The following is a 19,849-nucleotide window of genomic DNA, read 5'->3' as shown; positions in this document are numbered from 1 at the left end:
TCCACTGTGGCACCACCGGCCACAGCCGGGCTAGGGCTGAAGTGCCCGGTCCCAGCCCAAACCCTCAAGCAACGCGGGGTCACTTAGCGCCCATGTTGACCCTCCGGATGGGCGCTAAGTGACCCCGCGTTGCTTGGTTGTCAGGCTGAAGGGGCCCCGGGCGCTGCCGGAATCAGCCGGTCGGCCCGGAAGCGGTCGAATAAGCGGATAAAGGAGTCTTCCGTTCGGCGGTACCCGGTGAAACCGGCCAGGCGGCTCTTGCTCATATCGGTGACCACTTCGAGGTTCCGGCCCAGATCACCGTCGGTGTGCCACCAGGAGGCGAGCCGGGCGAGGTCGGGTTCGGCCAGCCCGTGACGGGCGGCGATGTCCGTCCAGAGGCCCTCCTTGCCGATCATCTGTTGTTCCAGCGGGCGGGGCTCACCGGCGTACCCTACGGGTTCGACCCCGAAATAGGCGGCCACCGCAGGCCACATGCGCCGCCAGCGGAAGATGTCGCCGTTGACGATGTTGTAGGCCTCGTCGCCCACCCCGTCAGCGGTGGCCGCCCAGATCATGTGTTCGGCCAGCAGCCCGCTGTCCGTCATGTCCGTGAGGCTGTTCCACTGCGTCTCGGAGCCCGGGAAGATGAACGGTTGCCCGAGTTCCCGGCAGATGGACGCCTGGACGGCGAGCGTGAGACCCATGTTCATGGCATTGCCCACCGCATGCCCGATCACCGTATGCGCCCGGTGCACGGACCAGCCAAAGCCCTGCTTCCCGGCGGCAGCCCACAGCTCGTCTTCCTGGGCGTAGTAGAAGTTGGGCGTCGGCAGCCTCGGCTCGCTTTCGCGGAAGGGAGTGTCCGGCATCTTCCCCGCCGCATAGGCTTCAAACGGACCCAGATAATGCTTCAGCCCGGTCATGAGGGCCACATGCTTCACCGGGTGGCCGCTGAGGCTGGCCAGCAGGTTCCGCAGCATGCCCGCGTTGGTCTCGATGTTTTCCTGCTCCGTGGCCATCCGTGACCACGCGGCGTAGAACACGTGGCTCGGCCGTTCGCCGGCCAGGGCTTCCCGCAAGCTGTCCAGCGAATTCAGGTCCGCACTCACATGGCGGACATCGCCGCGCCGGATCGGGCTGCGGGACAGTGCCACAACGTCCCAGCCCCCATCCGCGAGCCTGTCAACCAGGGCAGATCCGGCAATCCCGCTGGCCCCAACCACCAGGGCAGTCCTGGTTTCAACGGTGTCTGAACTGCTTCGCACGGCATTCCTCCTGGTACTTTGTGCGGGGCCGTCACCGGGCCCCAGCATGCGGGCCGGTCTGGCGCCGGGACGGATCCTCCCGCGCCCCGTTCCAGCGTCTCATGCCCGTGAGCGGGCCGCCTGCCGGCGCCTCGTAACCTGCGCCCGTACGGCCTTCCACGGGAGGGGTCCGCAGTAGGATGCAGATAGTGGAAAGCGTGAAAATAGCGCGAATGCGAAGGCAGGATATCCGTGAAACTGTTGCTCCGGTATCCGCTGGTTGCGGGCACAATAGCTGCCCTGCTCGCGGTGCTCATACTGCTCCTGTCCGGGCAGCCGCTGATTGCGCAGATCTCGGCCAGCATCTACGCACTGGCCGTGGCGGCGTATCTGGCCGTGGGCATGGTCCGCCGGCTGATCGGCGGCCAATGGGGCATCGACATCCTGGCGGTCACAGCGATCGTCAGCACGGTGCTGGTCGGCGAGTACATCGCCTCCATGATCATTGTCCTCATGCTGGCCGGCGGCACAGCCCTTGAGGACTTTGCGGCCGGCCGGGCCAAGAAAGAACTGACCTCCCTGTTGGAGCGCGTGCCGCAAACGGCCCACCGGGAACGCAGCGGCACCTCCGCCGCCGAAACCCAGACCGGCGGAAGCTCCGCCAACGGCCAACACGAGGATGTTGCCGCCACCGAGGTCCAGATCGGTGACATCCTCCTGGTGAGGCCGGGTGAGGTGGTGCCTCTGGACGGCGTCCTGCTCTCCGAATCCGGCAGCTTCGACGAATCCTCGCTCACCGGGGAGAGCCTGCCGGTGGAGCGGGTCGCCGGCGAGGGGCTGATGAGCGGCTCCCTGAACGGTGAGGCCGCGGTCCGGATGCAGGTCTCGGCCCGGATGGAGGATTCGCAGTACAGCCGCATCGTGGCCCTGGTCAAGGAAGCGGCGGACAGCAAAGCGCCCATGGTGCGGCTCGCGGACCGTTACGCCGTACCGTTCACTGCCCTCGCGTACCTCCTTGGCGCGGTCGGCTGGATCATCAGCGGCAGCCCGGCCCGGTTCGCGGAAGTGCTGGTAGTGGCCACCCCGTGCCCGCTGCTGATCGCCGCTCCCGTGGCGTTCCTGGGCGGCATGAGCCGCGCCGCGCGAGGCGGCATCATCGTCAAGTACGCCGGTGTCCTGGAACAGCTCAGCCGGATCAAGACGGTCGCCTTCGACAAGACCGGCACCCTCACCTACGGCCGTCCGTCCCTGGTCGGGGTCCGGACCTCGGGGTCCTTCACCGAGGACGAGGTCCTCGCCCTGGCGGCCTCCGCCGAACAGTATTCCTCCCATGTGCTGGCTGCCTCGGTGATGGAGGCCGCGCGCACCCGCGGGCTGATGTTCGAAACCGCCACGGAGGCCACCGAATTCGCCACGCACGGCGTCCGGGCCCGCTTCGACGGCCGCGACGTGGTGGTCGGCAAGCCCAACTTCGTGGCCGAATCGGCCCCCGGCGTCGAGGAAACGGAGCTAGCCAGCGGCGAACTCGCCATCTACGTGGGCGTGGCCGGGGAATTCGCCGGGTGCCTGGTGATGAGCGACCCCATCCGCGGGGAAGCCCGCCGCACCCTGGCCGAGCTCAAGGAACTCGGTGTCACCCGGACCATTATGCTGACCGGCGATGCGCTCGCCACCGCCGAGCACATCGCGGCCGAGGCCGGGCTCACCGATGTCCGCGCCGAGTGCATGCCTGCGGACAAGGTCGAAGCCGTCCGGTCCCTGCCCCTCCGCCCGGTCATGATGGTCGGTGACGGCGTCAACGACGCCCCGGTCCTGGCCGTCGCCGACGTCGGGATCGCGATGGGTGCGCGCGGCTCGACGGCGGCAGGCGAGTCGGCCGACGTCGTGATCATCCTCGATGACCTGTCCAAGGCCGCATCCGCCGTCCGGATCGGCCAGCGCACCATCAAGGTGGCGCTGCAGAGCATCTGGATCGGGATCGGGCTGAGCGTGGCGCTGATGATCGCAGCGGCGGCCGGCTACATCCCAGCCATCGCCGGCGCCCTGTCCCAGGAACTTGTGGACCTGGCTACGATCCTCAATGCGCTGCGCGCCCTCAGCCCCGGCAAGAAGGGGGCCGGAACAACGGAGCCGGGGCTAAAGCCCGCCGGCGGCGCTAGCGGGCCCGCGCCTGTTTCTCGGCTTCCGCGATCCGCGGAACGGTCCTGAGATAGCTGTCCGGGTTCAGTGAGATCGAATCGATGCCCTCGCTGACCAGGAACTCCGCGAACTCCGGGTGGTTGCTGGGACCCTGGCCGCAGATGCCGATCTTGATCCCTGCGGTGTGGGCCTTGCGGATGGCCTCACTGATCATCGCCATGACGGCCTCGTCCCGCTCATCGAAGAGTGAGGCCAGCTGCGCCGAATCCCGGTCCACGCCCAGGACCAGCTGGGTGAGGTCGTTGGAGCCGATGGAGAAGCCGTCGAAGCGGGTGGCGAACTTTTCGGCGAGGACAACGTTGGACGGGATCTCGCACATCATGTAGACCTGCAGGCCGTTCTCACCCCGGACCAGACCGTTCTCCGCCATCACGGCCAGCACCCGGTCCGCTTCCTGCGGGGTCCGGCAGAAGGGGATCATCACGATGATATTGCCGAACCCGAGCTTCTCCCGGACCCGTTTGAGGGCCACACACTCAAGGGCGAATCCCTCGCGGTAGCGTTCGTCGTAGTAGCGGGAGGCGCCGCGGAAGCCGAGCATGGGGTTCTCCTCCGGCTCCTCGAAGGCGGACCCGCCGATCAGGTGCGCGTACTCGTTCGTCTTGAAGTCGCTGAGCCGGACGATCACCGGCCGGGGATGGTAGGGCGCGGCGATCTTGGCGATGCCCAGGGCCAGGGCGTCCACGAAGTAGTCCTTGGGGTCCGCGTATCCGCTGGTCAGGGCGCGGATCTGCTCGGCTTCGCCGGGGTCGGTGACCCGCTCGGGATGGACCAGTGCCATCGGGTGGATCCGGATCAGGGCGCTGATAATGAATTCCATCCGGGCCAGCCCGACGCCGTCGGCGGGCAGCCGCCACCACTGGAACGCGGCCGCGGGGCTGGCGATGTTGACCATGACTTTGGTGTGCGTCTCCGGCAGCTCCCCGAGGTCCACCTCCTCGGTTTCAAACGCAAGGCTGCCCTGGTAGACGCGGCCCTCATCGCCCTCGGCGCATGAAATGGTCACTGCGAGGCCTTCGGCCAGGACGGTGGTGGCGTTGCCGGTGCCGACGACGGCGGGGACCCCGAGTTCGCGGCTCACGATCGCCGCGTGGCTCGTGGGCCCGCCGTGGTCGGTCACGATGCCGGCCGCCCGTTTCATGATGGGAACCCAGTCCGGGTCGGTCATTTCGGTGACGAGGATGGCGCCGTCGCGGAAGTTTTCGATGTCCGCCGCGCTCCTGATCACACATGCGGTGCCCTGCGCGATGGAGTCGCCGATCGCGGCGCCGCGCGCCAGCACGGTGCCGGTTTCCAGCAGGTGATGGAGGGTGAACCGGGAGCCGGTCTTCTGCGACTGGACCGTCTCCGGCCGGGCCTGGACCATAAACAGCTCCCCGGTCACGCCGTCCCGGGCCCACTCCATGTCCATCGGCCGGGCGTAATGCTCCTCAACGCTCACGGCCCAGCGCGCCAGCGCGAGGATCTCGGCGTCGTCCAGGACGAAGGCGCGGCGTTCCGCGTCCGAGGTGTCCACCATTTTGGTGCGTGCGTGGCCGCCGCGGCTGTAGACCATTTTCCGGTCCTTGGAACCGAGGGTCTTTTCGATGATCGGCGCGAACTCCTGCTGTGCCAGGAGCGGCTTGAACACGAGGTATTTGTCCGGATTGATGGTGCCCTGGACCACGGTTTCGCCCAGGCCCCAGGCGGCGCTGACCACGGCCACCCGCGGGAAGCCGGAATCCGTGTCGATGGAGAACATCACCCCGGAGGCGCCGACGTCGGAGCGCACCATCCGCTGCACCCCGATCGAGAGCGCGACGTCGAGGTGGTCAAAGCCCTTGACCTCGCGGTAGCTGATGGCCCGGTCGGTGAAGAGCGAGGCGTAGCAGCGGCGGCAGGCGTCCAGGAGTTCCCGCTCCCCCGCGACGTTCAGGAACGTCTCCTGCTGCCCGGCGAAGCTCGCATCGGGCAGGTCCTCGGCGGTGGCGCTGCTGCGGACCGCGACGGAGAGCCGGCCCAGTCCAGCGCGCTCGCCCAGCTCCCGGTAGTGGGAGCGGATGGATTCGCCGATGTCCGCAGGGAACTCACTCTCCAGGAAGAGCTCCCGGATGGCCTCCCCGGTGGCGCGCAGGGAGGTCTCGCCTGCGCGGTAGGACTGGATCCGCGAGCGCATCTCGGCTTCGATCCCGTTGACTTCGAGGAACCGGCGGTAGGCGTCCGCGGTGGTGGCGAAGCCGTCCGGCACGCGTACACCCTTGGCTTTGAGGGACTGGATGAGTTCGCCGAGGGAGGCGTTCTTGCCGCCCACCTGCGGGACATCGCCCATCCCGATCTCTTCAAACCACAGCACCGGGGATTCAGCCATGTCGCAGCTCCTGCTTTCGGCAAATAGGAAAGGGCGCGCCGGGCGAGGGTTATCCTGTGCAGTCCGGTGCCACTGCACCCATCCTGCGGCGGCGGGCCGTCCGGGGTCAGAGTCTTTGGACCTTGGTGGCCGGTATGGCCTTCCCGGCCCGGCGGTGACGGGCGATCTTGTACAGCCAGTCCGCGAGCAGCACCGCGGGAATGGCGGCGAGCGCCACGGCCAGTCCGCCGGGCGACGGCGGGGCGTGGCCCAGCAGGGTGGCCAGCGGCCCGAGGAACAGGAACACCGCCAGTAGTCCCAGTTCGGCCAGCACCGCCCAGACCAGCAGCCGGTTGGTGAACCAGCCGAGCCGCCACGGCGGTACGGAGGCGCTGCGGCAGGCGAAGGCGTTGGCAAGCTGGGCCAGGACCACGGTGGTGAACGCGGCGCCCGAGGCGGCCATCAGTACGTCCGCCGCCGGCAGCTCCGCCCCCGGGGTCCAGCCGGCCCCGAGCAGTACCGCCGTGTACGCCGTCATTTCGAAGAGCGCCTCGACCGGCCCCAGCAGCCCGAACACCCGGAACATCAGTGCCCGGTCCATCAGGTGCCTGCGCTCGGGCGGGCGTTTCAGTGTTCCCTTGCTCGGGGCCTCGCTGCCCAGCGCCAGTGCGGGGAGCAGGTCGGTGCCGATGTCGAGGGCGAGGATCTGCAGCACACTCAGCGCGAGCGGGAACCGCCCGCCGGCGAGCGCCCAGATCACGAACGGCGTGAGCTCGGCGACGTTGTCCGTCAGGTGGTAGGTCAGGAAGCGCCGGATGTTCGCATAGGTGGCCCGGCCCTGTTCCACCGCGGCGATGATGGTGGCGAAGTCGTCATCGAGCAGCACCAGGTCCGCCGCCTCGCGGGCCACGTCCGTGCCGCTCAGCCCCATGGCCACGCCGATGTCGGCCTGCTGCAGGGCCGGGCCGTCATTGACGCCGTCGCCGGTCATCGCGACCACGTGGCCGCGGCCCTGCAGCAGGCGTGCCACCCGGAGTTTCTGTTCCGGGGTGACCCGGCTGACCACCACGCCGTCGCGGTCCAGCAGCGCGGCCAGGACGGCGTCGTCCTCAGGCAGGTTGTGACCCTCCAGCACCAGCTCGGGGGATCCGATCAGCCCGGTTTCGCGGGCGATGGCGGCCGCCGTGAAGGCATGGTCGCCGGTGACCATGGCCACCTTGATGCCGGCCCCGCGGGCCGCTTCGAGTGCCACCCGGACCTCGGCCCGGGGCGGGTCGTGCAGGCCGATCAGCCCCAGCAGCGTCAGCCCGCTCTCGACCTCCTCCAGTTTGAAGCTGGCGCCGGGCGGGCCGGGCAGGGTCCGCTCGGCCACGGCCAGCACCCTGAGCCCGTGGGAGGCCATCTGATCGACCATCTCCCGCGCCCGGGCGGCGCCCGCTGCCTCACCGGCGTCGCCGCCGCCGTGCCCGCACAGCGGAATCACGGACTCCGGGGCGCCCTTGACGTACAGCGTGGTGCCGACGATCGCGGACTCCCGCAGCCGCCGGGGATCGAAGGCGAAGCGGTGCGACACCGCAAGCTCGGCTGGACCCGACCCGGGATCTCGCCCGGGGCCGGCCAGCCGGGCGGCCAGCGCGGCAATCGCGGCCTCCATCGGATCGCCCTCGGGGATCCACTTGCCCTCGCGGAGCACCGCACGGCCCACGGACGCGGCCAGCGCGGCGGTACTGAGGTGCTGCGCCTCCCCGGCTCCCGTCCCGGTGACCTCAGCCTCCGGACCGTACCCCGCGCCGATGACGCTCAGCACCCCGGCCGGGGTCCAGACCTCGACGGCGTTCATCCGGTTCTGGGTGAGCGTGCCGGTCTTGTCTGTGCAGATGAAGGTGGTGGAGCCGAGGGTTTCCACCGCTTCCAGGTTCCGGACCAGTGCGTTGCGCTGCGCCATCCGCTGCGCCCCGACGGCCAGGGACAGCGTGACGGTGGGCAGCAGGCCCTCGGGCACCAGCGCCACCATCACGCCGATCGCAAACAAAAAGGCGTCCCGCCAGGAGATTCCGACCAGCAGCGAGAGGACGAAGAACAGCACACCAATGCCCAGGGCCATCGTGGCGGTGATCCGGACGATACGTTGCAGTTCCCGCGCCAACGGGCTCGGCGGCGCCTCCACCTTTCCCGTCAGGGCTGCGATTTCGGCGAGCCGGGTCTTCCCGCCTGTTCCCGAGACCACGCCTTCGGCCTGGCCGTTGACCAGGAAGGTCCCACCAAAGACCGTGTCGCCGGGGACCTTGGCGAGGGCCTCGCTTTCACCCGTGAGCATCGATTCGTCCACCGAACAGCCGGCCGCCAGTACCAGCCGGAGGTCCGCGGGCACCCGGTCGCCGGCCACCAGGACAACGGCGTCGCCCGGCACCAGCTCGGTGGTGTGGACCTTGATGACGCGGTTGTCCCGGCGGACCGAGACCATCGCAGGCAGCAGCTCGCGGAGCTTGGAGGCGGCATGCTGGGCGCGCTCCTGCTGGATGTAGGCGAAGGTCCCGTTCACCAGGATCACGACGACGATCGCGATGGCCAGCTGCGGCATGCCCGCCAGGTAGGCCAGCACGGAGGCGCCCCACAGCAGGATGGCAAAGAAGTGGGTCAGTTCGGCCAGCAGCTTGCGCCAGCCGGGGACGGTGCCGGCCTCCGGCAGCCTGTTCGTTCCGAGTTGGGTGAGCCTCCGGGCCGCCTCGGCGGAGCTCAGGCCTTCAACGCCCGCTAACGCCCCGGCGCTTGGCCCCCCGGCGGGAGCCTCCGGCGTCACGGCTGGCCGGTGCTGTTTAGGCGCAGCACCGCAGACCGGCCCGGGGCAGGTAGCTCATGGATTGAGGGTGCGCCCCGCGGGTGCCGCCCGTTAGGGCCAAAGGTCACGGCGGCGCGCCTGGCACCCAGTTGCACTCCGCGCAGTTCCTGCGTCGTAGCTAGTCGGCGTTCCCCGCGTTGAATTGCACCCCAAGAGTTGGCAGATCGGTCTATGAACCTTCCGCGTCAGTCGACCGCAGGTGGCCGGTGCCGTCCCAGTGTCCGAAGGTAGGCGCCGAAGCCGTGCGGCGCCCGGGCGTGGATGCGGCCCGAAGTGAGCACTCGCATGCTGTCCGTCGCCGTCACGGTGAAGGCGCGGCTGCGGAGGCTCTGCACCAGGGTCCGGTCCTCGTGCGAAGACAGCTTCGGGAAGCCTCCGGCCGCCAGGTAGGCAGAGGCCCGGACCCCGAAGTTGGCTCCGTAGATGTGCGGGTGGTCCTCCTCGAAGGGATGGCGTTCCAGCCAGCGCCGATGCAGCTCCGGATCCATTCCGTCCGGGTCCGGTTCCACCGATCCCAGCACGGCGTCGGCTCCCGCGTCGGCGAATTCCAGCTGCCGGATGAGCCAGTTTTCCGGAACCTGCGAGTCCGCGTCCGTGTTGGCCAGCCAGGTCCGTCCGGCCCACGGCGGGGGTGTCCACCGCTTGCCGGGCGCTCGTCGCCGCGCTGTCCCGATCCCGGCAGCCCGGATCCCTGCGCCCCGGCTGGCACCGGCGTTGCGGAAGGCTACCTCGACGGCGCTGAAGCGGCCGTCCGCCGCGGCGTACCGGGCGGCGATGCCGGCGGAGCCGTCGGTGCAGCTGTCCAGCACCACGGTCACCCTGACGTCCACGTCGGGCCGGACCCGGCGGAGGGCGTCGGCGGCGCGTTGTACTGCCAGCAGCGCGCGGCCGAGGTGCTCGTCCTCATTGTGGGCGGGCATAACGACGGCGATCCGGTCGATGCTGTGTCCGCGGGGCAGCGGCAGGGCGTGGGCGGCCATGCCGACTAGCCTTCCGGGCCCGGCAGGAGTGCCGCTGCCGGCCGCGGTTCCTTACCGGACTGCGGCGCGATCAGAACCTCCAGGATGAAGTCGCGTTCCCGGTAGAGACCGGCGTCGGCCCAGCCAAGGTGGCGGCGGGCGGCCGCGTGGACGGAGTCGCCGTCGAGCTCCCAGCCGGAAATGGGGTGGCGCCAGTGGCACAGGGCCAGGGTGCCGCCGGGCAGAAGAGCGGACTCGACCCGTGCGAACAGCTCAGCGAGCTCGCCGTGCGCGAGGTAATAGCCCACCTCGGAGACCACTATCAGGTCGAAACGGCCGTCCGGCCAGTCCTGCGGGACGGTGAGGTGGCGGGTCCGGGCTGCGGGCAGGTGTGCGAGGCGCCGGGCGGCGTGGACCAGCGCGGCGCTGCTGGCGTCGACGGCCGTGAAGCTGGCGCAGCGTTGCGCGAGTTCCACGCTGAGCGTCCCGATCGAGCAGCCGATTTCAAGCCCTGCCTCGTAGTGCAGGCCGGGCAGGGCAGCGAGGGTGAGGGCGCGTTTGCGGTGTTCGTACCAGCTGGTGGTGTACTGCCACGGGTCCTCGTTTCCGGTGTGGACAGCGTCGAATACGCCTTCCGCGTCAGCGGCGGCGTAGGAGCCACCGCTGCTGGCGGCGGCCGGACGCTGCCACGCGAAAGTCTCGAACGGACGTTCAAAGTGCTCCCGAAACGCCAGCGGGAGCAGCACCTCGTCCCCGGGCTGGCCGGACAGGGGCCGGACCTGGGTAATGTGGGAGGCCATTGCCGCTGCCTTGGCCTGCTGTGCGCCGGGGTCCAGCGGAAGGCGCAGCCAGGACTGCCAGGCCGGGTCGGTGGCGTCCGCCCAGAGCCAGTACCAGATGGGGTATTCGAGGAGCCCGTGGCCGCCTGCGCCGGCCGCCTCGGCCGCTGCGGCGCCCAGCGCCTCGTGGTCCGTGTGGCCGTCGTGCCGGTACGGCGCCACGAGGGTGATGCGTTCCGCGGGCAGTCCCGAAGCGGCCGTTGTTTCAGCGATGGCCTGCTGTAGCGCGGCGTGCACCTCCGCCCGGTGATCGGCGAGCTTGCCGTCAGGCAGGGCGAGGAACCGCCACTCCGGGTCCCCCAGCAGGTGCGCCAGCGCGCCGCCGAATTCCTCAAGCCGCACGGCTGCGAGCTGTTCCGGCGTCGTTGTTGGTGAGTCCGGGTGGGAGGCCTCCCCCGCCGTGCACAACAGCACCGTGACGGAGGCGCCCAGCCCGCGCAGCCGGGCCATCAGCCCGCCGGCGCCCAGGGATTCGTCGTCCGGATGCGCGGCCAGGACGATGAACGCCTGGCCGGCGAGCTCCGCGGCGGCCAGCGGCAGCTCCGGGAGCGCAGCCAGTCCGCTGGCTGCCCAGGCATCCTCGCCGGTTCCGGCGTCCTGATGGGTGAAGCTCACCATGGGTGCTCCCCCTTGAGCGTGAGGGCACCAAGCTGGGCGTCGTCGCGCATGGCATGGTGCTGGCGGATGTAGAGCGCGAGGTCGGCCATTCGCTTGCCGTAGACCTCGTCGAAGGCGAGCGGTCCGGGCCCGAGGTTCTGGCTGACCAGCGTCTGGATGCGTTCGGCGGCGGTGGCCACGGCGCCGCGGATGCGGAGTGCCTCGCTCCACGCTCCCGTGTCCGTGAGTTCCCCGGCATCGATCCGCGCAGCGGTCCGGGCAAGGTATCCGGTCAGGGCGGTGAGGGTGCGGTCAATCTCGCCGAGGTGGGCAAGTGCGAGCTGGTCCGGGGTGCGGCCGCCGTCGGCCGCCGTGAGCAGGGACGCCCTGAAGCCGCGGGCCACCGCGACGGCGCCGCCCAGCCAGCAGGCCGCCACACCCATGCCGCCCCACGCGAACCCGGGCCGGCGGTAATACCAGCCGGCATCACCCAGCGGCACGGCCGGGACGGCGGCGAAGTGCACCGTGCCGCTCGGGATTTCCCGGAGTCCCCGGCTGGTCCATTGCGGATCCTCGAAGCTGACGCCTTGGGCATGGAGGTCCACGGCGAAGGCTGCCCGTCCGCCGTCGCCCAGATGGGCGGTCACAACGGCGTGGTCCAGCTGGGCGGCCAGCGAGCACCATGGTTTGGCACCCTGCAGCAGGAAACCGCTGTCCGCCGGCTTCGCTTCGAGCCGCTGGCCGGCGGCTTCGGCGGCAAACACACCCCAGGCGCCGTCGGAGCGGACGCCGTCGAGGTCCGGGCGGTCCCGGCCGTCCAGCGCGGGCTGTCCGGTGGCCTGGGCGAGGATCGCCGCGGCGTCCAGATGGGGTTCAATGGCGCGTCCGGCAGCGACGTCCACGGCCGTGACGGACGCCAGGATCTCCCACAGGAAGGCTGTCCGGCCCTCGCCGGGCAGCGGGGCAGCTTCTGCTGCGGCTTTGGCCAGCTCCAGCAACGCCGGGACGTCGCCGACGGCCGAGTGGGCCGCCTCCAGCAGGGGGGTGAGGCCTGCCAGCTGCTCCGGCGCGGAACTGATCCTCACGGCGAGGGGCGGCGGGGAGTCGGGAGTCCGGTTCATTTCGGTGGCCTGTTCCCTTTCGAAGTGCGTCTGGTGCTCCCGGCGTCCACGCCTTTCGGCCGGGCTACTGCTCAGCAAATTCAGGCTGCTCACTAAATCTAAGCACACTTAGCACTTGGGGAATTCCGGTGGCCGTCCCGTCGCCGCTGCGAGACTTCACTGCCGCTACAACACCCGCGCGAGGGCGAAGCCGTCCCAGCCTTTGGAGCCCACGGTCTGGATGACGGTGCCGTCCAGCCGCGGGTCTTCGCCCAGCATATGCAGCGCGCTGATGATGCCGGGGGCGTTGACGGCGTCCATGGAGGGATCCAGCACGGCGCCTTCCCAGACCACGTTGTCCATCACGACGGCGGTGCCGGGCCGGCCGAGGCGGATGGCCCAGTCGAGATAGTGCGGGTTGTTCTCCTTGTCCGCGTCGATGAAGACGAAGTCGAAGGGCTCTTCGCCCTCGTCGGCGAGGGCCTGCAGCGTCTGAAGTGCCGCCCCGACCCGGATCTCCACAAGGTGGCCCAGCCCGGCGGCGTCCACATTGGCTCGGGCGACCTTGGCGTGTTTGGGGAGGTATTCGCACGTGAGCAGCCGGCCGCCGTCGGTCAGTCCCTGGGCCATCCAAATGGTGCTGAACCCGGCCAGCGTCCCGATCTCCAGGACCCTGCGGGCGCCGGAGAGCTGGACCAGGAGTTTGAGCAGCTTGCCGGCGGTGGGGGTGACTTCGATGGGCGGCAGGCCCGCCTCGAGGGCGGAGCTGACGGCACGTTTCAGGGAGTTGTCCGGGCGGACGACCAGCTCGGACAGGAAGTTTTCGACGGCGATCCAGCGGGCGGTGGGCTGATGCTCGAACATGCCCCTCAGTCTTCCAGCTGGGCAGTCCCGGCGGTAGGCTCCGGACGGCCCGGATTTCCGGCCCGCGGCGCCGCCTGGCTAGTCGCCGAGCGCCTGCTCCAGGCGGTCCAGTTTTCCGGTGAGTTCACCGGTGAAGCCCGGCCGGATGTCGGCCTTGATGACGAGGGAAACCCTGCTGCCGTAGCGGCCCACGGCCTCGGTGGCCCGCTTCACGACGTCGAAGACCTCATCCCACTCGCCCTCGATCGTGGTGAACATCGAGTCGGTATGGTTCGGCAGGCCGGACTCCCGGACGATCCGCACCGCCTCGGCGACGGCGTCGTGGACAGAAGCCTCGTCCGCCGGGACGGCCGCGGAACCGGCGGACGGGTCATCGGCAGTGCGCGCGGGACGGCCTGAGGGGGCGACAGAGAATGCAAGCAACATGGCACCAGTCTTTCACGTGCTCGGGAGGCCCGGCGGCCCGGGTGGAGCACGGAAACGCCGCGCTCCCGGACGGGGCCCGCCCCGGAGCCTGCCGCCGGGTCCGTCACATAAACCAATACCCGGAAGTAACCTCCCCGACCCGGCTCCGCGTTGCTAACCTGAGCAAATGAACCGGGTAGCAGACCGCAGGCCGCTCCGCGCCGATGCCGCGCGGAACGTGGACAAGATCATCACCGCCGCCCGGGAGTGCTTCCGGGAGCACGGCCCCGAGGTGCCGCTCCAGACCATCGCTGTGACGGCCGGGGTCGGCCCGGCCACGCTCTTCCGGAATTTCGCCGACAAGGAAGAACTGGTCCTCGCGGCCCTGCACCGCCAGCTCGGCCTGCTGGTCGATCCGGTCATCGAGGAGGCCCTCGCCGCGCCGGACGCGGCGGACGGGCTCTTCCGTGTCATTGACGCTCTGATGGGCGTTGCCAGCGAAGAAGCCAACCTGCTGGGAGCCGTCGCCGGCCGGCGCGGGCTCCTCACCGGCATCACGGGCGACCTGATCGAATCCGTGGCCGTGCTCCTGGGCCGCGGACAGGGGCAGGGAACCCTGCGCAGCGACATCTCGATGACGGACCTGATCCGCCTGCTGGCCATGCTGATCGGCGTTGTGGACACCATGGAGGCCGGTTCGGATGCCTGGCGCCGGCCTGTCGCGCTTGTCGAGGACGCCATCCGCACCGAGCGCCCGCACCGGCCGCTGCCGCCGCAGGCACCGCTGCCGGGGACGGCGTTCGACTTTGTCCTCGGATAGTCCCGGTGTCTTGGGAAACCGTGGCGGGCGCCGTTGGCGGCGTGCTGCTGGTCTACGCAGTCCTGCTGCTCCTCCTGTGGGGCTATGCGCGCCGGCACCCGGAAACGGTCGCGATGAAGGATGCGCTGCGGTTGCTGCCGGACCTGCTGAGACTCCTGCGGCGGCTGCTCGCTGACAAGTCCCTGGGCGCCGGGGTGCGGATTAGGCTTGCCCTGCTCCTGGCGTACCTGCTCTCCCCGATCGACCTTGTCCCGGACTTCGTTCCCGTCCTCGGCTATGCAGACGACGTGATCATTGTGGCCCTCGTGCTGCGCTCGGTAATCGCGCGGGCGGGCGCGGACGCGGTGCGCCGGCACTGGCCGGGAACGCCCGACGGGCTGCAGCTCATCCTTAGGCTCGCCGGCCTCGGGGCACCGCGGTAGGAGCTCAGGCGCTGACTGCTGTTCCGGCCGGACCGCCGTCGAACCTCTGGAGGATCTCGTCGGCAATGACCCGAAGCTTGACGTTCCGGGTGTTGGAGACCTGGGCCAGCAGCTCAAACGCTTCGGTCTGCGAGCAGCGGCTCTGGGCCATGAGGATTCCGGTGGCCAGGTTGATCACGGTCCGGGACCGCATGGCCTGCAGCAGGTCCCGCTGCAGGCCTTTGGCGGAGTCAAGCCGGATAGCCAGCCGCATCACCTTGGCGGCGCGGAGGGCGAGCGCCCCGCACGCTGCCACGGCGCCGTCGTCGAAAACCTCGGGCGACGTCGAGGAGAAGGTCAGGATGGCCGTGGCGTCCCGATCCGCCAGCAGCGGTACGGCGAGGATACTGCGGTTCCCGCGCTGGGCGGCTGCCCGCTGGTAGCGCCGCCACCGGGGATCCATCGTTGTGTCCGGCACCAGCACCGCCAGCCCGGCCTGCTGGACCTCCAGTCCCGGGCCCTCCGCCACACCGTCCTGCATACTGTCCAGCATCAGGGCCTCGGGGCCGCTGCCGGCCAGGACTGTCGGCTGCCGGCGCCGGGCCAGCCGCACCGAGCACAGCACCGGGCGGCCGGTTTCGGCGGCGGCGAACTCGGCGGCCAGGTTGGACAGTTGCCGGAGGAAATCCTCCAGTGCGTCGTTGTCGAGCAGGAGATCCTGCAGACGCTCCGAGAGCCGGTTTCTCAGCATCAATCCTCCGACGGCTTCTCTTTGGCCTCCTGGAGGTGGTGCTGCAGCTTCTCCTCCGCCTCCCGGCGCCGCCGGGCCACATCCCGCAGCTCGCGGGTGGACTCGGCACCCGGCGGAACGAACGGCTCGTGCGGCTTGGAATGCTCGCCTTTGCCGGGCGCAGGCGTATCCGGATCCTCGTTGTCGCTCATACCCGAATGCTCCCACGGGGCCTTGGCGGCAAGTAGGGACTAAAGACCGTTACGGAGCGGTACGGCGCCAGTCGGCGGAGCAGCACGGCGCGGAGCTGCTAGCTCCAGCCCAGCAGCCTGAGTCCGGCTGCCGCGCCGGCGCCGGCGAGGACGACCACCAGGAAGGGCGCCCGGAACAGCAGGGCCATCCCGGCCGCGGCCAGTGCCCCCAGGCGTGCATCCAGCGCCAGCGTCTGCCCGGAGGCCACTGTGTTCACGATCGCCAGGGAGGCCAGCAGGCCAATGGTCATGGTCCCGGCGATCCTTGACATCCTGGGGTCGCGCAGCACACTGGCCGGGACCAGGTAGCCCAGCAGTTTCCAGGCGTAAGCCAGCAGGCAGGAGAGCAGCAGCCACATCCACAGGCTCATGCGGCATCTCCGGAGGGACGCACGTGCGGGTGTTCGGCGTAGGGGTCCACGTCCGGTTCCAGTCCCTCGTCGCTGCGGCCATGGCTGAACCAGCCGACGGCTGCGGCCACCACCGCGGCCACCAGGATCGGCACCCCGGCGGGGACAAACGGTACGGCCAGCACGGTGGCGAGGGCGCAGACGACGGCGATCGCCACCGGCTCGCGGCCCTTGAGCCGCGGCCAGAGCAGGCCTAGGAACGCCGCGACGGCGGCTCCGTCCAGGCCCCACTGCTTGGGATCCCCCAGCGACGCTCCGGCGAGCGCGCCCACGGCGGTGAACAGGTTCCAGAGGACGAAGATGCCCAGGCCCGCGGTCCAGAAGCCGCGCTTCTGCTCAAGCGGGTCGGTCTGGCCCGTGCTGGTGGCGGTGGACTCGTCGATGGTGACGTGGGCGGCGGCGAACCGCAGCCAGCCGCGGGGCTGCAGCAGCGCGTTGATCTGCATGCCGTAGATCCCGTTGCGCATGCCCAGCAAAGTGGCAGCTCCCATCGCGGCGATGCCGGAACCGCCGCCGGCCACCACCCCGATGAACGCGAACTGCGAGCCGCCGCTGAACAGCAGCAGGCTCAACGCCATGGTCTGCCAGAAGTCGAGCCCGGAGGTGACTGACAATGCACCGAAGGACACGCCATAGAGGCCGGTGGCGATGCTGATGGAAAGCCCGACCCGGACGGCCGGGGACTGCAGGAGCCTCACCGCCGGCCAGGATTCCGGAGGCTCCAGGCCCAGGCAATGAGCGGTGCCTGCAGCGGCAGCCGCAGGGTGTGCGCGCGGCGCTGGCCGGGCGTCCCGTCCGGGCCGTACGCCTTGCGCAGGGCATCGAGGTGTCCGGCGAGGAAAACGGTGAACATGGCCGCGACGCCTCCGGCGGCAGCGCGGCGGGTCGCCGGGATCAGCAGCCCGACGGCGGCGCCCGCCTCCAGCAGGCCACTGAGCGCCACCCATTCCTCGCGGGCCAGCACGGCGAGGGGGCTGTTGGACCGTTCGCCGGTGTCGTCGCGGCACAGGAAGTCCGGAACCACGGGGGCGAAAAAACCGGGATCGTCGAAGTGCTTCGCGGCGCTGGCCAGCAGCAGGGCGCTCATCGCTACGGCGGAAAGCGTCTGGGTGTCCCGGCCGGACCAGCGAGATGGCATGGAACAACTCAATCACAGCCGCGGAGCCCTCGCTAACTGCGGCTGTCTGCACTTAAAAGGGGACTTTCCGCAGGGGCGCCTGTCCGTCAATCCGGCGTACCTTGTTGACCATGAGCAGTGTCGTGGAAATGACCGGCGTCGTAAAACGCTTCGGGGCCGTGACGGCCCTGGACGGACTGGATTTCGAGGTGGCGGCCGGCGAGGTGCACGGTTTTCTCGGCCCCAACGGATCCGGCAAGTCCACCACCTTGCGGCTCCTGCTGGGCCTCCTGCGCTCCAGCGCGGGTTCTATCCGGGTGCTGGGCCTGGACCCCTGGCGCGAGGTGGCGACCCTGCACCGCCGGCTGGCCTATGTCCCGGGGGACGTGGCCCTCTGGCCGAACCTCACCGGCGGAGAAGTCATCGACCTGCTGGGCCGGCTGCAGGGCGGCCAGGACCGTGCGCGCCGCGAGCGGCTGCTGGAACTGTTCGAGCTGGACCCCACGAAGAAGGCCCGCACCTACTCGAAGGGAAACCGGCAGAAAGTGGCCCTCGTGGCTGCCCTGGCCACCGACGCCGAGCTGTTCCTGCTGGACGAGCCGACGAGCGGCCTGGACCCGCTGATGGAGGACGCCTTCCGCGGCTGCGTCCGCGAACTGCGCGCCCAGGGGCGCACCGTGGTGCTGAGCAGCCATATCCTCAGCGAGGCTGAAGCGCTCTCCGACCGGGTCAGCATTATCCGCGCCGGGCGGGTGGTGGAGACCGGCCCGCTGGAGCAGCTCCGGCACTTGACCCGCACCGCGGTCACGGCCGACGTCGCCACGGTGCCTCCCGGTCTCGACCTCCTGCCCGGCGTCCACGACGTCGTCGTGACGAACCACCGGGTCAACGCCCAGGTCGAGCCCGCCGGACTGACCCACTTGATGCAAGCGCTGACGACGGCGGGACTGAAGTCCCTCACGAGCCAGCCGCCGACGCTGGAGGACCTCTTCCTGCGCCACTACGGTGACATCGCCGCCGGGGTTCCGGCCGCCGCCGTCGGCACCCCGCCGGGCAGGCCCGGCTCCCCCGGGCCGGGCGGACGGCAGGCCGGCGATGCCTGAGACCCTGGCCGGAACCGGTGTCCTGATCCGGCTCGGGCTGCGGCGGGACCGTTTGCTGCTGCCGGTCTGGATCCTCGGCTTTGCCCTGATCGCCTATTCGACGGCGCTGGCCGGAACCGAGCTTTATCCGGATCTGGCGAGCCGCGTCGAGGCCGCCACGGTCCTGAACGCGACTGCCTCGATGGTGGCCCTGTTCGGACGGATCTACGATCCCACCTCCATCGGTGCGCTCTCACTGATCAAGTACACCGCCTTCATGACCGCCATCCTCGCCGTCCTCATGGTGATCCTCACCATCCGGCATACCCGCAGCGACGAGGAGAGCGGACGCCTGGAGCTGCTTGGCGGCGGAAGGCTGGGCCGGGACGCCCCGCTGGCGGCCGCGCTCAGCATCGGCCTCGGCGCCAATGTGGTCCTCGGCTTGCTCGCGGCGGCCGCGCTGACGGCCGGCGGGTTGCCGGCCGTCGGGTCCCTTGCCTTCGGGCTGGGCTGGGCTGCCACGGGGATGGCCTTCAGTGCCGTGGCGGGACTGGCGGCCCAGCTGACCGCCAGTGCCCGGGCCGCCACCGGGCTCAGCATCGGTTTCGTCGCGATCACCTATGCGCTCCGCGCCGTGGGTGACCTGGCCGAACCGGGCCCCTCGGCGCTCTCCTGGCTCTCGCCCATCGGGTGGAACCAGCAGATCCGGGCATTCGCCGGGGACCGCTTGTGGGTGCTGGTGCTGCCGGTAAGCCTGTGCCTCGTGCTGGTTCCGGCGGCCTTTGTGCTCCGTGCCCGGCGCGACCTGGGCTCCGGACTCCGCGCTGCGCGCCCCGGGCCGGCTGTCGGCGCTCTCTCCGGCGTGTGGGACCTGGCCGTGCGGCTGCAGTATCGGGTGCTGCTGGCCTGGGCCGTGGCGTTTGTGATTTTCGGCGTCGTGATCGGATCCTTGGCCAGCAACGTGGGCGAGCTGCTGAGTTCGCCGAACGCGCAGGACCTGATCAAGCTGATGGGCGGCCAGCAGGCACTGACGGACGCCTTCCTGGCCGCGGAGATCAGCATCATGGGGGTGCTGGCGGCCGCCTACGGGGTGTCCTCCGCCAGCCACCTGCGCAGCGAGGAGGCCGCGGGCCACACCGAAGCCCTGCTGGCGACGGCTACGACCCGGGTCCGCTGGGCGAGCAGCCACTTCATCTTTGCCCTGGCCGGAGTCGCTTTGCTGCTCCTGCTGGCCGGCGTATCGATCGGGGCGGGCGCCGCCTTCGCCGTCGACGACGCCGCGCTGGTGGGCCGCAGCGCCGCGGCCGCCCTGGCCCAGGTCCCCGCCGCCTGGGTGGTGACCAGCGTTGCGCTGGCGGTGTTCGGCTGGGCGCCCCGGCTGGCCGGGGCGGTCTGGGGCCTCCTGCTGGCCCTCGTCGCCCTGGGGGAATTCGGGGTGCTCTGGAACGCCCCCGAATGGCTCATGGACCTCTCCCCGTTCCGGCACTCCCCGCTGCTCCCGGTGGACGCCGGTGACGTGCCGGCGCTGGCGGTCCTCGGCGTGGCCGCAGCGGCCCTCGCGGCGCTGGGCTATTCCGGCTGGCGCCGCCGCGATCTCGCCGCGTAGGGCGTCGCTGCCAGTGGTACACGTCGGCTTTGGCGTGCCGGAACCATGTCCAGCGGACGTCCTGAAGCGGCTAGTTGC

Annotated in this window: 18 protein-coding genes; 5 read left to right on the top strand and 13 right to left on the bottom strand. The window is 70.1% G+C overall.

Going from position 1 to position 19,849, the window contains the following annotated elements:
* Positions 1–140: 140 nt before the first annotated feature.
* Positions 141–1,247, bottom strand: a complete 1,107-nt coding sequence (locus ABIB29_RS09040) for an SDR family oxidoreductase (protein ID WP_354172008.1) — start codon at positions 1,245–1,247, stop codon at positions 141–143.
* Positions 1,248–1,478: 231 nt separating this feature from the next.
* Between ABIB29_RS09040 and ABIB29_RS09035 the strand changes: the two genes are divergently transcribed.
* A complete protein-coding gene (locus tag ABIB29_RS09035; protein WP_354172006.1) occupies positions 1,479–3,434 on the top strand; it encodes a heavy metal translocating P-type ATPase in 1,956 nt (651 codons plus the stop codon).
* On the opposite strand, the gene ppsA is transcribed toward ABIB29_RS09035, so the two are convergent.
* The 7 genes from ppsA to ABIB29_RS09000 form a co-directional block, all read right to left on the bottom strand.
* The gene (gene ppsA / locus ABIB29_RS09030; protein ID WP_354172004.1) at positions 3,382–5,772 is read right to left on the bottom strand and encodes a phosphoenolpyruvate synthase; all 2,391 of its coding nucleotides are present in this window, start codon (positions 5,770–5,772) and stop codon (positions 3,382–3,384) included. The genes ABIB29_RS09035 and ppsA overlap by 53 nt on opposite strands.
* 106 nt (positions 5,773–5,878) lie before the next feature.
* Positions 5,879–8,551 (bottom strand): cation-translocating P-type ATPase, encoded by a 2,673-nt coding sequence (locus ABIB29_RS09025; RefSeq protein WP_354172002.1) that lies wholly within the window; start codon positions 8,549–8,551, stop codon positions 5,879–5,881.
* Positions 8,552–8,775: 224 nt separating this feature from the next.
* On the bottom strand, positions 8,776–9,570 hold the full coding sequence (locus ABIB29_RS09020; RefSeq protein WP_354172000.1) for a glycosyltransferase family 2 protein: 795 nt from the start codon (positions 9,568–9,570) through the stop codon (positions 8,776–8,778).
* A gap of 5 nt (positions 9,571–9,575) precedes the next feature.
* A complete protein-coding gene (locus tag ABIB29_RS09015) occupies positions 9,576–11,006 on the bottom strand; it encodes a PIG-L family deacetylase (protein ID WP_354171998.1) in 1,431 nt (476 codons plus the stop codon).
* A complete protein-coding gene (locus tag ABIB29_RS09010) occupies positions 11,000–12,106 on the bottom strand; it encodes an acyl-CoA dehydrogenase family protein (RefSeq protein WP_354171996.1) in 1,107 nt (368 codons plus the stop codon). The genes ABIB29_RS09015 and ABIB29_RS09010 overlap by 7 nt, the downstream gene beginning before the upstream one ends.
* A gap of 165 nt (positions 12,107–12,271) precedes the next feature.
* Positions 12,272–12,949: an O-methyltransferase gene (locus tag ABIB29_RS09005; protein WP_354171994.1), complete on the bottom strand. Its 678-nt coding sequence runs from the start codon at positions 12,947–12,949 to the stop codon at positions 12,272–12,274.
* A 78-nt stretch (positions 12,950–13,027) separates the two neighbouring features.
* The gene (locus tag ABIB29_RS09000) at positions 13,028–13,375 is read right to left on the bottom strand and encodes a thiamine-binding protein (RefSeq protein WP_354171992.1); all 348 of its coding nucleotides are present in this window, start codon (positions 13,373–13,375) and stop codon (positions 13,028–13,030) included.
* Positions 13,376–13,541: 166 nt separating this feature from the next.
* Here ABIB29_RS09000 and ABIB29_RS08995 point away from each other — a divergent pair, with 166 nt between their 5' ends.
* Together ABIB29_RS08995 and ABIB29_RS08990 are read left to right on the top strand one after the other, a co-directional pair.
* Entirely contained in the window at positions 13,542–14,174 is a 633-nt protein-coding gene (locus tag ABIB29_RS08995; RefSeq protein ID WP_354171990.1) for a TetR/AcrR family transcriptional regulator, read from the top strand.
* Positions 14,175–14,179: 5 nt separating this feature from the next.
* Entirely contained in the window at positions 14,180–14,596 is a 417-nt protein-coding gene (locus ABIB29_RS08990) for a YkvA family protein (RefSeq protein ID WP_354171989.1), read from the top strand.
* Positions 14,597–14,600: 4 nt separating this feature from the next.
* Here the strand turns inward: ABIB29_RS08990 and ABIB29_RS08985 are convergent, their stop codons facing one another.
* The 5 genes from ABIB29_RS08985 to ABIB29_RS08965 form a co-directional block, all read right to left on the bottom strand.
* Entirely contained in the window at positions 14,601–15,326 is a 726-nt protein-coding gene (locus ABIB29_RS08985; RefSeq protein WP_354171987.1) for a GAF and ANTAR domain-containing protein, read from the bottom strand.
* The gene (locus ABIB29_RS08980; RefSeq protein WP_354171986.1) at positions 15,326–15,517 is read right to left on the bottom strand and encodes a hypothetical protein; all 192 of its coding nucleotides are present in this window, start codon (positions 15,515–15,517) and stop codon (positions 15,326–15,328) included. The genes ABIB29_RS08985 and ABIB29_RS08980 overlap by 1 nt, the downstream gene beginning before the upstream one ends.
* 98 nt (positions 15,518–15,615) lie before the next feature.
* Positions 15,616–15,927 (bottom strand): AzlD domain-containing protein, encoded by a 312-nt coding sequence (locus ABIB29_RS08975; RefSeq protein ID WP_354171984.1) that lies wholly within the window; start codon positions 15,925–15,927, stop codon positions 15,616–15,618.
* The gene (locus tag ABIB29_RS08970) at positions 15,924–16,664 is read right to left on the bottom strand and encodes an AzlC family ABC transporter permease (protein WP_354171983.1); all 741 of its coding nucleotides are present in this window, start codon (positions 16,662–16,664) and stop codon (positions 15,924–15,926) included. The genes ABIB29_RS08975 and ABIB29_RS08970 overlap by 4 nt, the downstream gene beginning before the upstream one ends.
* The gene (locus tag ABIB29_RS08965; RefSeq protein ID WP_354171981.1) at positions 16,661–17,104 is read right to left on the bottom strand and encodes a DoxX family protein; all 444 of its coding nucleotides are present in this window, start codon (positions 17,102–17,104) and stop codon (positions 16,661–16,663) included. The genes ABIB29_RS08970 and ABIB29_RS08965 overlap by 4 nt, the downstream gene beginning before the upstream one ends.
* Before the next feature lie 110 nt (positions 17,105–17,214).
* Here ABIB29_RS08965 and ABIB29_RS08960 point away from each other — a divergent pair, with 110 nt between their 5' ends.
* Together ABIB29_RS08960 and ABIB29_RS08955 are read left to right on the top strand one after the other, a co-directional pair.
* Complete coding sequence (locus ABIB29_RS08960) at positions 17,215–18,186, top strand: ABC transporter ATP-binding protein (protein WP_354171980.1); 972 nt, start codon at positions 17,215–17,217, stop codon at positions 18,184–18,186.
* Positions 18,179–19,771, top strand: a complete 1,593-nt coding sequence (locus ABIB29_RS08955) for an ABC transporter permease (protein WP_354171978.1) — start codon at positions 18,179–18,181, stop codon at positions 19,769–19,771. The genes ABIB29_RS08960 and ABIB29_RS08955 overlap by 8 nt, the downstream gene beginning before the upstream one ends.
* The last annotated feature ends 78 nt before the right edge of the window (positions 19,772–19,849 follow it).

Source organism: Arthrobacter sp. UYEF36, from assembly GCF_040547025.1.
Lineage (GTDB): Bacteria > Actinomycetota > Actinomycetes > Actinomycetales > Micrococcaceae > Arthrobacter.
This window is presented reverse-complemented; position numbering and strand designations above follow the sequence as displayed.